The organism is Streptomyces sp. FXJ1.172, assembly GCF_001636945.3.
Taxonomy (GTDB): domain Bacteria; phylum Actinomycetota; class Actinomycetes; order Streptomycetales; family Streptomycetaceae; genus Streptomyces.
Genome location: NZ_CP119133.2, coordinates 3,743,782 through 3,758,170, shown reverse-complemented (window position 1 = coordinate 3,758,170; position 14,389 = coordinate 3,743,782). Strand labels below are relative to the sequence as shown.

13 protein-coding genes are annotated in these 14,389 nt (G+C 71.9%); 8 read left to right on the top strand and 5 right to left on the bottom strand.

What is annotated here, in order from left to right:
- Positions 1-47: 47 nt before the first annotated feature.
- Entirely contained in the window at positions 48-2,567 is a 2,520-nt protein-coding gene (locus A6P39_RS16545; protein WP_275883864.1) for a DEAD/DEAH box helicase, read from the bottom strand.
- A 505-nt stretch (positions 2,568-3,072) separates the two neighbouring features.
- Here A6P39_RS16545 and A6P39_RS16540 point away from each other — a divergent pair.
- Positions 3,073-3,810 carry a ferritin-like fold-containing protein gene (locus tag A6P39_RS16540; protein ID WP_199840630.1) on the top strand — a complete coding sequence of 246 codons (738 nt, stop codon included), beginning with the start codon at positions 3,073-3,075 and terminating at the stop codon, positions 3,808-3,810.
- Between the two features lie 54 nt (positions 3,811-3,864).
- Here the strand turns inward: A6P39_RS16540 and A6P39_RS16535 are convergent, their stop codons facing one another.
- From A6P39_RS16535 to A6P39_RS16520, 4 genes are all read right to left on the bottom strand, one after another.
- A complete protein-coding gene (locus tag A6P39_RS16535) occupies positions 3,865-4,131 on the bottom strand; it encodes a hypothetical protein (protein ID WP_067038686.1) in 267 nt (88 codons plus the stop codon).
- Positions 4,132-4,301: 170 nt separating this feature from the next.
- Positions 4,302-4,529, bottom strand: a complete 228-nt coding sequence (locus tag A6P39_RS16530) for a DUF3107 domain-containing protein (protein ID WP_067038684.1) — start codon at positions 4,527-4,529, stop codon at positions 4,302-4,304.
- Positions 4,530-4,663: 134 nt separating this feature from the next.
- Positions 4,664-5,305, bottom strand: a complete 642-nt coding sequence (locus tag A6P39_RS16525; protein ID WP_067038682.1) for a TetR/AcrR family transcriptional regulator — start codon at positions 5,303-5,305, stop codon at positions 4,664-4,666.
- Between the two features lie 188 nt (positions 5,306-5,493).
- Positions 5,494-5,733, bottom strand: a complete 240-nt coding sequence (locus tag A6P39_RS16520; protein ID WP_067038680.1) for a hypothetical protein — start codon at positions 5,731-5,733, stop codon at positions 5,494-5,496.
- A 229-nt stretch (positions 5,734-5,962) separates the two neighbouring features.
- On the opposite strand from A6P39_RS16520, the gene A6P39_RS16515 reads away from it, so the two are divergent.
- The 7 genes from A6P39_RS16515 (at position 5,963) to A6P39_RS16485 (ending at position 14,192) form a co-directional block, all read left to right on the top strand.
- The gene (locus tag A6P39_RS16515) at positions 5,963-6,982 is read left to right on the top strand and encodes an alpha/beta fold hydrolase (protein WP_067038678.1); all 1,020 of its coding nucleotides are present in this window, start codon (positions 5,963-5,965) and stop codon (positions 6,980-6,982) included.
- Positions 6,983-6,989: 7 nt separating this feature from the next.
- Entirely contained in the window at positions 6,990-8,492 is a 1,503-nt protein-coding gene (locus A6P39_RS16510) for a DUF3152 domain-containing protein (protein ID WP_079133030.1), read from the top strand.
- 67 nt (positions 8,493-8,559) lie between these two features.
- A complete protein-coding gene (locus tag A6P39_RS16505; protein WP_331454133.1) occupies positions 8,560-8,655 on the top strand; it encodes an Ms4533A family Cys-rich leader peptide in 96 nt (31 codons plus the stop codon).
- Between the two features lie 180 nt (positions 8,656-8,835).
- Positions 8,836-10,545, top strand: coding sequence for an ABC transporter substrate-binding protein (locus A6P39_RS16500; protein WP_067038674.1), 1,710 nt, complete (start codon positions 8,836-8,838; stop codon positions 10,543-10,545).
- A 4-nt stretch (positions 10,546-10,549) separates the two neighbouring features.
- Positions 10,550-11,608, top strand: coding sequence for an ABC transporter permease (locus A6P39_RS16495; RefSeq protein WP_067038672.1), 1,059 nt, complete (start codon positions 10,550-10,552; stop codon positions 11,606-11,608).
- Complete coding sequence (locus A6P39_RS16490) at positions 11,605-12,603, top strand: ABC transporter permease (protein WP_067038670.1); 999 nt, start codon at positions 11,605-11,607, stop codon at positions 12,601-12,603. The genes A6P39_RS16495 and A6P39_RS16490 overlap by 4 nt, the downstream gene beginning before the upstream one ends.
- Positions 12,600-14,192 carry a dipeptide ABC transporter ATP-binding protein gene (locus A6P39_RS16485; RefSeq protein WP_067038668.1) on the top strand — a complete coding sequence of 531 codons (1,593 nt, stop codon included), beginning with the start codon at positions 12,600-12,602 and terminating at the stop codon, positions 14,190-14,192. The genes A6P39_RS16490 and A6P39_RS16485 overlap by 4 nt, the downstream gene beginning before the upstream one ends.
- The last annotated feature ends 197 nt before the right edge of the window (positions 14,193-14,389 follow it).

Below are 14,389 nucleotides of genomic sequence, written 5' to 3'. Positions count from 1 at the left end.
CCGGCCCACGAGCGTGGACCGGGCCGTCGGTGACGGGTACTGCCGGATCAGCCTTCGACGGCCTCGACGACCTCGACGGCCGTGGCGGCCTTGCGGGTACGACGCCGCGGCTTGACCTCCGGCTCCTCGGCGGCCTGCGCCGGAATCTCCGGAACAACCGCCGCGGCGGCGGCCTTACGCGTCCGCCGCACCTTGGGCACGGCCACCTCGGCAACGCCGTCCACCTCGACGACGGCGGCGGCCGTCTTGCGGGTGCGGCGGGGCTTGGCCTCGGCCTCGGGGGCCTCGTCCGTGCCTTCCGGCGCGGTGGCGGCCGTCTTGCGGGTCCGGCGCGGCTTGGTCGCGGGGGCGGCCTCGGCCGTGCCTTCGCCTTCGGCGGTCTCGACGGCAGCGGTGGCGGCCGTCTTCCGGGTGCGGCGGGGCTTGGCCTCGGCTTCGGGGGCCTCGGCGGTCTCCGGCGCGGTGGCGGCCGTCTTGCGGGTGCGGCGGGGCTTGGTCGCGGGGGCGGCCTCGGCCGTGCCTTCGCCTTCGGCGGTCTCGACGGCAGCGGTGGCGGCCGTCTTCCGGGTGCGGCGGGGCTTGGCCTCGGCTTCGGGGGCCTCGGCGGTCTCCGGCGCGGTGGCGGCCGTCTTGCGGGTCCGGCGCGGCTTGGTCGCGGGGGCGGCCTCGGCCGTGCCTTCGCCTTCGGCGGTCTCGACGGCAGCGGTGGCGGCCGTCTTCCGCGTCCGGCGGGGCTTGGCCTCGGGGGCGGGCTCGGCCGTGTTCCCGGTGCTCTCGGCCGCGGCGACGGCCGACTCGGCGGCGGACGCGGCCGTCTTCCGCGTACGGCGGCGCGGCTTCGCCTCCGGCGCTTCGACCGTCACCGTTTCGGACGCGGACGCGGTCTCCGTCACGGCCACCGGCGTCTCGGTCACCGGCTCGGCGACGGGCGCCGTCTCCGCTGCCACGACGGCCGGCTCGGCCGACTTGCGGGTGCGGCGGCGGCGCGGCGTCTCCGGGGCGTCCGGCGCGGCCAGGACCTCGGTCGGGGCCACCGTCTCGACGACGGTCTCGGCCGCGGCCTCGACGGCCGGAGCCGGCTGCGCCGAAACCCCGCCGCGGGTACGGCGACGGCGGCGCAGGGTGCGGGGCGCCGTGGCGGACTCCTCCGCCGGGCCGGACTCGGCGGCCGGCGCCGGAGCCGTCGTAGCGGCCGGCGCGGCGGTGGCGGCGTCCAGCGGGGTGCCACCGCGCGTACGGCGACGACGGCGCGGTGTACGGGACGCACGCTCGCGCTCGTCCGACGCGGCGCCGGACTCGGCGCGGCCACCGCGCCCGCCTCGGTCACCACGGTCACCACGGTCTCCGCGACCGCGGTTGCGGGCGCCACGCCCGCCGGTCTCGCCCAGGTCCTCCAGCTCCTCGGCGTCCAGACCCGCACGGGTCCGCTCCGAGCGCGGCAGGATGCCCTTCGTGCCCTCGGGGATGTCGAGGTCGGAGAACAGGTGCGGGGACGTCGAGTACGTCTCCACCGGGTCGTTGAAGTCCAGCTCCAGTGCCTTGTTGATCAGCTGCCAGCGCGGGATGTCGTCCCAGTCGACGAACGTGATCGCCGTACCCTTGGCGCCCGCGCGGCCCGTACGGCCGACGCGGTGCAGGTACGTCTTCTCGTCCTCGGGGGACTGGTAGTTGATGACGTGGGTCACGCCCTCGACGTCGATACCGCGCGCGGCCACGTCGGTGCAGACCAGGACGTCGACCTTGCCGTTGCGGAAGGCCCGCAGCGCCTGCTCGCGGGCGCCCTGGCCGAGGTCGCCGTGGACCGCGCCGGAGGCGAAACCGCGGCGCTGCAGCTGCTCGGCGATGTCGGCGGCCGTGCGCTTGGTACGGCAGAAGATCATCGCCAGTCCGCGGCCCTCGGCCTGCAGGATGCGGGCGACCATCTCCGGCTTGTCCATGGAGTGACCGCGGTACACGAACTGCTTGATGTTCGCGACCGTCGCGCCCTCGTCGTCCGGCGCGGTGGCGCGGATGTGCGTGGGCCGGGACATGTAGCGGCGCGCGAGGCCGATGACCGCGCCCGGCATGGTGGCCGAGAACAGCATGGTCTGGCGCTTGACCGGCAGCATGTCGATGATCTTCTCGACGTCGGGCAGGAAGCCCAGGTCGAGCATCTCGTCGGCCTCGTCGAGGACCAGGCACTTGACGTGCTTCAGGCTGAGCTTCTTCTGGCCCGCGAGGTCCAGCAGCCGGCCCGGGGTGCCGACGACCACGTCGATGCCCTTCTTCAGGGCCTCCACCTGGGGCTCGTAGGCCCGGCCGCCGTAGATCGCGAGGACGCGCACGTTACGGACCTTGCCGGCCGTCAGCAGGTCGTTGGTGACCTGGGTGCACAGCTCGCGCGTGGGGACGACGACGAGCGCCTGGGGGGCGTCCGTGAGGTCCTCGGGGGCGGCGCGGCCGGCCTCGACGTCGGCGGGGACGGTGACGCGCTCGAGGAGCGGGAGACCGAAGCCCAGCGTCTTGCCGGTGCCGGTCTTGGCCTGGCCGATGACGTCCGTGCCGGAAAGGGCGACCGGGAGCGTCATCTCCTGGATGGGGAAGGGAGTGATGATGCCGACGGCCTCCAGGGCCTCGGCGGTCTCGGGGAGGATTCCGAGTTCTCGAAACGTCGTAGTCAGGGTGCTGCCTCTTCTGTGTGGCGCGGTGCGAGGCGAGCGCGGGGGTCATGTCTGACCGTGCCGGGGACGTCGGCTGCCGTACGGGCGAACCACTCGGGCAAGCCGTATGACACGGGACCTCTGCCGACGCTCTAGCGCTCGTACCGCTGAGGGTGTCCCTCCGGTCGTCGTACGTACTGCGCCGTACGGCCAGGGAGGGCTGTCGGGTCGGAGCCGATCGGGCCACCGACCGGGCATCCTCATGCGTGCGCCCTGTCGGGAGACGTCGAACACCGTCGACGCGCTCTGGCAGGCGCATTACCACCATACCCCGGATTGGCGCACACGCGATGGCCGATTTGGTCACGTAGTGGTGGTCACACTGATCAGCCAGGCACTTCCGGGGTCGCGCGAGCGGGCTATTGTGCGCCTCATGACTAGCTCTGACAAGCCTGAGAACGACTCCGTCGCACCCACGGGCATCGCTGCCCAGGACTGGGCGCAGGCCTCCGCCGACCCGCAGTACCGCGCCGCGGTCGTGGACCTGCTCGGCGCGCTCGCCTACGGGGAGCTGGCGGCGTTCGAGCGGCTCGCGGAGGACGCGAAGCTGGCGCCGACCCTCTCGGACAAGGCGGAGCTGGCGAAGATGGCCTCGGCCGAGTTCCACCACTTCGAGCGCCTGCGGGACCGGCTGACCGAGATCGGCGAGGAGCCGACGGCCGCCATGGACCCGTTCGTCGCCGCGCTCGACGGCTTCCACCGGCAGACCGCGCCGTCGGACTGGCTGGAGGGCCTGGTCAAGGCGTACGTCGGCGACTCGATCGCGAGCGACTTCTACCGGGAGGTCGCCGTCCGGCTCGACTCCGACACGCGCGAACTGGTCCTCGCGGTCCTCGACGACACCGGGCACGCCGGGTTCGCGGTGGAGAAGGTGCGGGCCGCCATCGATGCCGACCCGCGGGTCGGTGGCCGGCTGGCGCTGTGGGCGCGGCGGCTGATGGGCGAGGCGCTGTCGCAGTCCCAGCGGGTGGTCGCCGACCGGGACGCGCTGTCGACGATGCTGGTGGGCGGGGTCGCCGACGGGTTCGATCTCGCGGAGGTCGGCAGGATGTTCTCGCGGATCACCGAGGCTCACACGAAGCGGATGGCTGCGCTGGGCCTCGCGGCCTGAGGGCCCCGCGCCTCCAGGGGGCAGTCCCTTGCGTCCGCCGCAAAGGCGCCGTTGCTACGCCGTCGCTGATCGGCGGATTCTGCCCGCCGGGCGCAGGAGCAGGGACAGGGATGCCGCGGAGATGGCCGCGGCTCCCAGGAGGCTCAGCCAGTCGACGCCGGGGCCGAGTGCGGTGTGGGTCACGAAGTCGCCGAAGAGGGCTCCGGCGATGCCCGTCGAGTAGACCAGCGGGCGGGCCGGCAGCCGGTGGGACAGGCGGTGCGCCGCCGCCCAGGCGAGGACGAGACCGAGCACAGCGGATCCGAGCGCTTCAAGGATCATCTCGAGGTCCCTCCCACGGCACGTCTGCCCTTGACGGTCGTAACCCGTCATACCCGTGACCTGCGGACTGCAATCCTCCGCTGTGCGGGAGTTGTGCTCCGTCCGTGTGCACAGTCCACACAGAAGGGCCCGGCGGCCGAGTGCCGCCGGGCCCTTCTCGCGAGGTCGGCCTACAGCGTGCCGAATCCCACCTTGCGCACGGTCGGCTCGCCGATCTCCACGTACGCCAGGCGGTCCGCCGGCACCAGGACCTTGCGGCCCTTCTCGTCCTGGAGGCTCAGCAGCTGCGTCTTCCCGGCCAGCGCGTCGTTCACCAGGCGCTCGACCTCCTCGACGCTCTGACCGCTCTCCAGAACGATCTCGCGGGGCGCGTACTGCACGCCGATCTTGACCTCCACGGCTATGTCCCTCCGACGGTCAGTGATGTGCGCGATCTTCCGCGCCGTACGCAGCACACATTAGCCCGGTGAGGGGACGAACACGCTGCGGGCCGGAACGCCAACAGCGAACAGCCTCCGGGAACAAACGGCCGTCAGTGGTGTTCGGTGCCGTGCAGCGGGAAGCCGGCGATGCCCCGCCAGGCCAGCGAGGTCAGCAGCTGCACCGCCTGGTCGCGCGGCACGCTGCGGTCGCTGTGCAGCCAGGAGCGGGCCACCACCTGGGCGAGACCGCCGAGGCCCGAGGCGAGCAGCATCGACTCCGCGCGCGACAGACCGGTGTCCTCCGCGATGACCTCGCAGATCGCCTCGGCGCAGTCGTTCGTGACCTTGTCGACGCGCTCGCGCACCGCGGGCTCGTTCGTCAGGTCAGACTCGAAGACCAGCCGGAAGGCGCCGCCGTCGTCCTCCACGTACGCGAAATAGGCGTCCATGGTGGCGCGCACGCGCTGCTTGTTGTCCGTCGTGGAAGCGAGCGCGGTGCGCACGGACTGGATCAGTGACTCGCAGTGCTGGTCCAGCAGGGCGAGGTACAGGTCGAGCTTGCCCGGGAAGTGCTGGTAGAGCACCGGCTTGCTCACACCGGCCCGCTCGGCGATGTCGTCCATCGCCGCCGCGTGGTAGCCCTGCGCGACGAAGACCTCCTGGGCGGCGCCCAGCAACTGGTTCCGCCGGGCTCGGCGCGGCAGACGGGTGCCGCGTGGGCGTGCCGCCTCAGTTTGCTCGATGGCTGTCACGCCGCCTCCCAAAGTCGTCCACATGCGGTGTCGGCCGCGCGGCCATCGTACTTTTCGGTAACCGTGGTGTGCGCGGTGCGAGCGCAGAATTTCACGTACCGGACGGTGACGAAAGCCGCGATCGGCCCCTGAGCAGCTTCTTGTGCGGCCGCAGGAGCCCGCCGGGGGAGCGGAGCGGTCCGCCGGGGTCAGCGGTAGTCGTCCTCGTCGAGTGCGACCACATGCGCCTGTTCCAGCTGATCGGCCTCGTTGGCGGCCCGGTCCGGGTCCACTTCGGTCAAGGGGTCCTCGCGGTCCGGCGGAGTGTCCGTGCGTTGCTCGTCGGCGTCCACCTCGGGGGCCTCCACATCAGTCTGCTCGGCCGCGCCGGCGGCCTCCAGGTCGTCGGTCTCGTCGGTCTCGTCGGGCTCCATGGGGTCATAGGCCATGGTGGGCTCCCTTCCTACGAACGTCCCCGGAAGCAGCAGGGGCCACATGCGGGTGCCCTGTGTACGAGCCTAGGAGAGAGCCGATCCGGACGCCATGCCGTGACGGCCGTTCGCCGCGCGGTTCAGCCGCGCGGTTCACCGGACACGTACGGCCCATGCCGTGACGCCGAACTCACGCTGTGACAGCGAACACATGAACCTCTGCGTGATCACCTCGTAACATTGCCGCATGTCTTCGACCGAGTCGCCGTCCGTGCCGGCCGCCAGCGTGCTTCCGAAGGTGGCGCCCGTACGGGTCGGCGAAGGCGAGCGGCTGCGGTCCGTGGGCCTGCCCGGCGTCACCTTGTCGATCCGTTCCCGTCGTACCGCGCGCGAGGGCCTGCCGCCCGCGCTGTACGTCCACGGGCTCGGCGGTTCCTCGCAGAACTGGTCGGAGCTGATGGCCGGGCTGGACGGCGTCGTCGACAGCGAGGCGCTCGACCTGCCGGGCTTCGGCGACTCCCCGCCCCCGGACGACGGCGACTACTCCGTCACCGGGCACGCGCGCGCGGTGATCCGCTATCTCGACGTGGCCGGCCGTGGCCCGGTCCACCTCTTCGGCAACTCGCTGGGCGGCGCGGTCACCACGCGCGTGGCCGCCGTACGCCCCGATCTCGTCCGTACGCTCACGCTCATCTCGCCCGCCCTGCCTGAGCTGCGCATCCAGCGCACGGCGGCGCCGACCGCGCTGCTCGGTGTGCCGGGTATCGCGGCCCTGTTCACCCGCCTGACCAAGGAGTGGACGGCCGAGCAGCGGGTGCGCGGGGTCATGGCCCTGTGCTACGGCGACCCCGCGCGCGTGTCGTCGGAGGCCTTCCAGTACGCCGTCGAGGAACTGGAGCGGCGGTTGCAGCTGCCGTACTTCTGGGACGCGATGGCCCGCTCCGCGCGCGGGATCGTCAACGCCTACACGCTCGGCGGGCAGCACGGACTGTGGCGCCAGGCCGAGCGCGTGCTCGCGCCGACCCTGCTCATCTACGGCGGCCGCGACCAGCTCGTCGCCTACCGTATGGCCCGCAAGGCCGCCCGCTCCTTCCGCGACTCCCGCCTGGTGTCCCTGCCGGACGCCGGGCACGTGGCGATGATGGAGTACCCGGAGGTGGTGGCCGCGGCGTTCCAGGAACTGCTGGCCGACACCGCGGAGTGCGGCACCGGCGCCGTGCACACGTCCGGCGCGGACGACGTGACCGTCCCGGGCGCGGGGAGCTGAGGCCCGCGTGGGACGCCACAGCCGCCGCGGACCGGCCCCCAAGGACGAGCCCGCGGACATAGCCGGCGGGCGCGCGCAACAAGCGGACCGGGCAGAGCGGGCAGAGCGGGCAAAGCAAGCAGAACGAGCGGCGCAGGGCATGCGCAGGCCTCCGGACGGGACGCCCGCGCACGGCATGCCCCGGCTTCCCGACGGGACGCCTGCGCGTGGGGTGCCGCGGTTCCCCGATGGCACTCCCGCCCACGGCGTGCCGGGCTTCGCCGGCGGTACTCCCGCGCGCGGTGTGCCCCGTTTTCCCGACGGGACGCCCGCGCGTGGGGTGCCGACGCTTCCCGACGGCACTCCCGCCCACGGTGTGCCCCATTTCCGTGAGGGTGACCCCGTGCGTGGTGGGCATCCCGAGCAGCGCGAACGCGGCGGAGGCTGGGGGGAGTTCGCCGGGCGGGCCGGGGCCGGTGGTGGTCCCGGTGTCGTGCTTCCGCGGCAGCGGCGGGCGGGGCAGCGGGGCGGGCCCCGGCAGGAGTACCTCGACGCCTTCGGTGATGTCGGCGACGCCGACGCGGGCCTGGAGGACGTCGACGTCTTCGCCCCCCGCGCGCGTGGGCCGCGCCGCACCGACGCACAGCCCGCCGGCACCGAAGCCGGGTCGGCGCAGGCGGCACCGACAGGGGACGGCGGTGAGGAGCCTCCCGTCGGGCTGCCCGCGCAGCGCTCGGGCGGCAAGGGGCGGGCCTTCACCGGTGTCGCGGCGGCCGCCGTCACCACCGTGCTCGCGGTGGTCGTCGCCGGACAGGTGGCCGAGGGGCGGCGCAACGACGGCGCCGCACCGTCGCGGTCCGCCACCGACCAGGCCCGTGGCACTCGCGCTGCGGGGGAGCCGGCGCCCTCGGCCCCGGTGAGCGCGGCGGCACTGACGTACGAACAGGCGATGGGCCGGACGTACCCGCTCAGCGCCACGCTGAAGGGCCCGGGGCGGTTCGAGGCCGTGCCCGGGTTCGACAAGGCGCCGGGCACCGGGCGGAAGTACACCTACCGCGTGGACGTCGAGCAGGGGCTGGGGCTGGACGGTGCGCTGTTCGCCGAAGCCGTGCAGAAGACCCTGAACGACGACCGCAGTTGGGCCCACGGCGGCGCCCGTACCTTCGAGCGGATCTCCTCCGGCAAGCCCGACTTCGTGATCACCCTGGCCAGCCCCGGCACGACCGCCGGCTGGTGCGCCAAGTCCGGGCTGGACACCACGGAGGACAACGTCTCCTGCGACTCGGCCGCCACCGAGCGAGTGATGATCAATGCATACAGGTGGGCTCAGGGCAGCAAGACATATGGGGACAAAATCCACCCCTACCGGCAGATGTTGATCAATCATGAGGTCGGCCACCGGCTGGGCTACGGTCATGTGACCTGCCAGAAGAACGGCGAACTCGCCCCCGTCATGCAGCAGCAGACCAAGTTCCTCGACCATGACGGAATCCACTGTCTGCCCAATCCATGGCCATATCCCGGGAGTTGACAGGAGTCGCCTCCGGAGCGCTTACGTCACATTGACATGAGCCGCGAGGTCGTTCATATTTCTGCGCATGTGGTCTAGTCATGCCGTCCGTGGGAGCGCCGCCATCGAGCTGGCGCTCATCGGCGTGACCGCAATCTGCGTGGCCGACATCCACTGTCGCTGACGCCGCCTCCCGGGCGTTCGCGTCGCGATTCTTCTTTCCTTCTGCGTCCGTGACTCTGTCGCGGGCTTTTCGACGACCCGACGCCGGGGCCGACGTCTGCTCGCAGCCGTCTCACTCCTCGTCCGCATGTCTCACTCTTCGAGAAATCCTCGATCAGTCCTCCGAGAGGTCGTCATTCCGATGCGTCAACCGTCCGTCATAGCGCGCCGCGTGGCAGCGGCATCCGTCAGCCTGGTCGTGGCAGCGGGCGCCGCCGCCTGCGGCCCGAAGGACAGCGATGCGGGCTCCGGTGGCGACTCCACGCCCCACAAGGGCGGCACCCTCACGGTGCTGAACTCCGAGCCGCAGACCGACTTCGACCCCGCCCGCCTCTACACCTCCGGCGGCGGCAACGTCCCCTCGCTGGTCTTCCGCACCCTCACCACGCGCAACCGTGAGAACGGCGCGGCCGGCGCCAAGGTCGTCCCCGACCTCGCCACCGACACCGGGCGCCCCAACAAGGACGCGACCGTGTGGACGTACACCCTGAAGAAGGGCCTCAAGTACGAGGACGGCACGCCGATCACCTCGGCCGACATCAAGTACGGCATCGAGCGCTCCTTCGCCCCTGAGCTGTCCGGCGGCGCCCCCTACCTGCGGGACTGGCTGGTCGGCGCGGCCGGCTACCAGGGGCCGTACAAGGACAAGAAGGGGCTCTCGGCGATCGAGACGCCGGACGCCCGGACCATCGTCTTCCATCTCGACAAGCCCGAGGGGGAGTTCCCGTTCCTCGCCACGCAGACGCAGTTCACGCCGGTACCCAAGAGCAAGGACACCGGCACGAAGTACGAGCAGCACCCGGTCTCCTCCGGCCCCTACAAGGTCGTCAAGAACGAGAACGACGGCGAGCACCTGCTGCTGGAGCGCAACACGTACTGGTCCGCCGACGACCAGCGGAACGCGTACCCGGACACCGTCGACGTCCGCTCCGGCCTCGACTCCTCCGTGATCAACCAGCGGCTGTCCGCGTCTCAGGGAGCGGACGCCGCGGCCGTCACCACGGACACCAACCTCGGCCCGGCCGAACTCGCCAAGGTCAGCGGCGACAAGGACCTCGCCGCGCGGGTGGGCACCGGCCACTTCGGCTACACGAACTACATCGCGTTCAACCCGACCGTGAAGCCGTTCGACAACCCCAAGGTGCGCCAGGCGATCGCGTACGCCGTCGACCGCTCCTCGGTGGTCAACGCGGCCGGCGGCAGCGCGCTCGCCGAGCCCGCCACCACCTTCCTGCCCGACCAGAAGTCCTTCGGCTACACGCCGTACGACCCGTTCCCGGCGGGCGCGTCCGGCAACCCGGCCAAGGCCAAGGAGCTGCTCGCACAGGCCGGTTACCAGAACGGGCTCACCATCACGCTGACCCACTCCAACGCCAAGGACTTCGAGACCAGCCCGGAGATCGCGACCGCCGTCCAGGACGCGCTCAAGAAGGCCGGCATCACGGTCAAGCTGCAGGGCCTGGAGGACAACGACTACCGGGACACGATCCACAGCGTGAAGACCGAGCCCGGCTTCTTCCTCGCGCACTGGGGTGCCGACTGGCCCTCCGGCGGTCCCTTCCTCGCCCCGATCTTCGACGGCCGGCAGATCGTCAAGGACGGCGCGAACTTCAACACGGGCCTGCTCAATGACAAGTCGGTCAATGACGAGATTGACGCGATCAACAAGTTGACCGACCTTGACGCCGCTGCCAAGCGGTGGGGTGCACTGGACAAGAAGATCGGTGCGCAGGCCCTCGTCGTGCCGCTGTTCCACCCGGTCTACAAGCGCCTGTACGGCAAGGACGTCAAGAACATCGTCATCAGCGACTGGACCGGTGTCCTCGACATCTCCCAGGTCGCGGTGAAGTAGCGTCGTGAGCGAGGCACTTGTCGCCGTCGAGACCGCCGGGGCGGAAGCGTCCGTCCCGGCGGCCTCGGGGGCCCGTCAGTTCTGGCGGCGGCTGCGGGCGCAGCGCGCCGCCCTGGTCGCCGCGGCCGTCGTCGCGCTGCTCGTCCTGGTCGCGCTCGGCGCGCCGCTGCTCACCGCCCTGGAGGGCCAGGACCCCACCACGTACCACCCCTTGCTGATCGACTCCGCGCGCGGGGGCGTGCCCATCGGCTCCTTCGGCGGAATGAGCGCCGACCACTGGCTGGGCGTCGAACCGCAGACCGGACGCGACATGCTCGCCCGGCTCGTCTACGGGGCGCGGGTGTCGCTGGGGGTCGCGCTCGCGGCCACGATCCTCCAGGTGGTCCTCGGTGCCGCCATGGGTGTGGCGTCCGGCCTGGGCAACCGCTGGGCCGACCTGGTCCTGAGCCGGATCACCGACGTCTTCCTCTCGATGCCGCTGATGATCATGGCGCTCGCGCTGCTCGCCGTCGTCCCGAACGGCTTCCCGCGGCCCGTCCTCGTCGCCCTGATCATCTCGCTGGTCTCCGGCTGGAGCACGACGGCGAAGATGGTGCGCGCCCAGACCCTGACCCTCAAGAACCTCGACTACGTCGCCGCCTCCCGGCTCAGCGGCTGGAGCACGTGGCGCACCGCGGTACGCGAACTCCTCCCGGGCCTGGCCGCGCCCGTCATCACGTACTCGGCGCTGCTGATCCCGACGAACATCAGCACCGAGGCGGCCCTGTCCTTCCTCGGCGTCGGTGTGAAGCCGCCGACGCCCTCGTGGGGACAGATGCTCACCTCCGCCGACGTCTGGTACCAGGCCGCCCCGCAGTACCTGCTGCTGCCCGCCGCCGCCCTGTTCGTGACCGTGCTCGCGCTGACCGTCCTCGGTGACGGCGTCCGCGTCGCCCTCGACCCGCGCGCGGCCTCACGCCTGCGCGTCGGCACCGGCCGCAAACGGGAGGCCCGCGCCGGGACGGCCGTACCGAAGACGGCCCTAGCGAAGACGGCCGTACCGAAGAAGGAGGACCGGGCATGAGCGGCCTCACGGGCTTCGTCCTGCGCCGTGTCGTCGGCGCCGTGGTCACCCTGTTCGTGCTCTCGGTGATCATCTACGTCGTCTTCTACGTCACCCCCGGCAACGTCGCCCAGATCACCTGCGGCCCGCGCTGCTCCCCGGAGCAGGTCCACCAGGTCGCCCAGCAACTGCACCTCGACGACCCGCTGTACGTGCGCTACTGGCATTTCCTGCAGGGCGTCCTCGCCGGGCAGGACTTCTCGACCGGCACCGGCGTGGAGCACTGCCCGGCGCCCTGCCTCGGGGAGTCGTACCAGAACGGCCAGCAGGTCACCGACATCATCCTGACCAAGCTCCCGGTGAGCTTCTCGCTGGTGCTCGGCGCGATGGTGATCTGGCTGGTGCTCGGCGTCGGCACCGGTGTGCTGTCCGCCTGGCGGCGCGGCCGGCTCAGCGAGCGCGCCCTGACCGCGGTCACGCTGGCGGGCACGGCCACGCCCGTCTTCGTCATCGGCCTGATCCTGATGGTCGTCGTCTGCGGCGAGCTGCAGCTGCTGCCCTTCCCGCAGTACGTGAACTTCACCGACGACCCCGAGCAGTGGGCGTGGAACCTGCTGCTGCCCTGGCTCTCCCTCGCCCTCATCGAGGCGGCGGGCTTCGCCCGGCTGACCCGGGCGTCGATGCTGGAGACCCTCGCCGAGGACCACATCCGCACCTTCCGCGCGTACGGCGTCGGCGAACGCGCGGTGATCGTCCGGCACGCGCTGCGCGGCGCGACCGCGTCCGTCATCGCGCTCAACGCCGTCACCTTCGGCTCGGCCGTCGGCGGTGCCGTCCTCACCGAGACCCTTTTCGGCCTGCCCGGCGTCGGCCAGGAGCTGGTGCACGCGGTGAAGGTCGTGGACCTGCCGGTGGTCGTCGGCATGGTGCTGGTCATCGGCTTCTTCGTGGTCCTCGCCAATGCCGTCGCGGATGTGCTGTACGCGGTGGCCGACCGACGGGTGGTGCTCGCATGAGCCTGGTGGAAGTGACGGACCTGACCGTCGAGTTCGGCTCCCTGCGGGCCGTGGACGGGCTGTCCTTCAGCCTGGCGAAGGGCGCCGCCCTCGCCCTCGTCGGCGAGTCCGGCTCCGGCAAGTCCACGGTCGCGGGCGCCCTGCTGGGCCTGCACCGGGGCACCGGGGCGCGGGTCGCCGGCTCGGTCCGCGTGGCCGGCACCGACGTCCAGGACGCCTCCGACGAGGAACTGCGGCGGCTGCGCGGCGCCAAGGCCGCCATGGTCTTCCAGGACCCGCTGTCCTCGCTCGACCCGTACTACGCGATCGGCGACCAGATCGCCGAGGTCCATCGCGTGCACACGCGCGTGTCGCGCCGCACCGCACGCGCGCGTGCCGTGGAGGTGCTGGAGCGAGTTGGAATTCCGGACGCGGTACGGCGCTCCCGGTCCCGGCCGCACGAGTTCAGCGGCGGCATGCGCCAGCGCGCCCTGATCGCCATGGCCCTCGCCTGCGAGCCGGACCTGCTGATCGCCGACGAGCCGACCACCGCCCTCGACGTCACCGTCCAGGCCCAGATCCTCGACCTGCTGCACACACTGCGCGAGGAGACCGGCATGGGCCTGCTGCTCGTCACCCATGACGTGGGCGTCGCCGCCGAGAGCGTGGACGACATCCTCGTCATGCGGCACGGCAGGGCCGTCGAGCACGGCCCCGTCGGCACCGTCCTCGCCGCGCCCGCCGAGACGTACACCCGCGAACTCCTCGACGCCGTCCCGCGCGTGGACGCGCGCCGCAGCGGCTCCCGGGCCAGCGACGAGGTCGTGCTGGAGGCCACCGGGGTGCGGCGCGAGTTCGGGCGCGGCAAGCGGGCGTTCGCGGCCGTGGACGACGTCTCGCTGGCCGTCCGGCGCGGCGAGACCCTGGGCGTGGTCGGCGAGAGCGGCAGCGGCAAGACCACGCTCGGCCGGATGCTGGTCGGGCTGCTGGAGCCGACGGCGGGCGAGATCCGCTACGAGAGCCGTCCGCACACGGCGGTGAACCCGGCCGTCCAGATGGTCTTCCAGGACCCGGTCTCCTCGCTCAACCCCCGCCGCAGCGTGGGCGAGTCCATCGCCGGCCCGCTCCGCGCGCGCGGCGAACGCGACGAGGAGCGCGTCCGGGGGCGCGTGGCGGAACTGCTGGAGCGCGTGGGGCTCGAAAGGGCGCACTACGACCGCTACCCGCACGAGTTCAGCGGCGGCCAGCGCCAGCGCATCGGCATCGCCCGGGCGCTCGCCGCCGAGCCGCGCGTCATCGTCTGCGACGAGCCCGTCTCCGCACTCGACGTCACCACACAGGCCCAGGTGGTCGGCCTGCTCGGCGAGTTGCAGCGGGAACTCGGCCTCGCGCTGGTCTTCATCGCCCACGACCTCGCCGTCGTACGGCAGGTCAGCGACCGGGTCGCGGTGATGCGCCGCGGCCGGGTCGTCGAGTACGGGCCCGCCGACGAGGTGTACGACAGTCCGCGTGAGCCGTACACCCGGCAGCTCCTGGCCGCCGTCCCCGCGCTCGACCCGGAGCTGGCGGCCCGGCGCCGCGCGGCCCGGCGCGAACCGGCCGTGGCGTAACGTTTCGCGCATGACGGATGACGCTCTGAACTCATAGCGCGACGGAACGCGACCCGCACGCGAAAGTTACGACCGTTCACCCCTTTTGGTGGCGCGATGGACAACCGTCCGTCGCGCCACCGCCTTGTCCGCTTACGTTCGTCCCGCTGCGAGCCGCCGGGACAACGGCGGCTCCCCAGAAGGGAGATCGGGGGTGC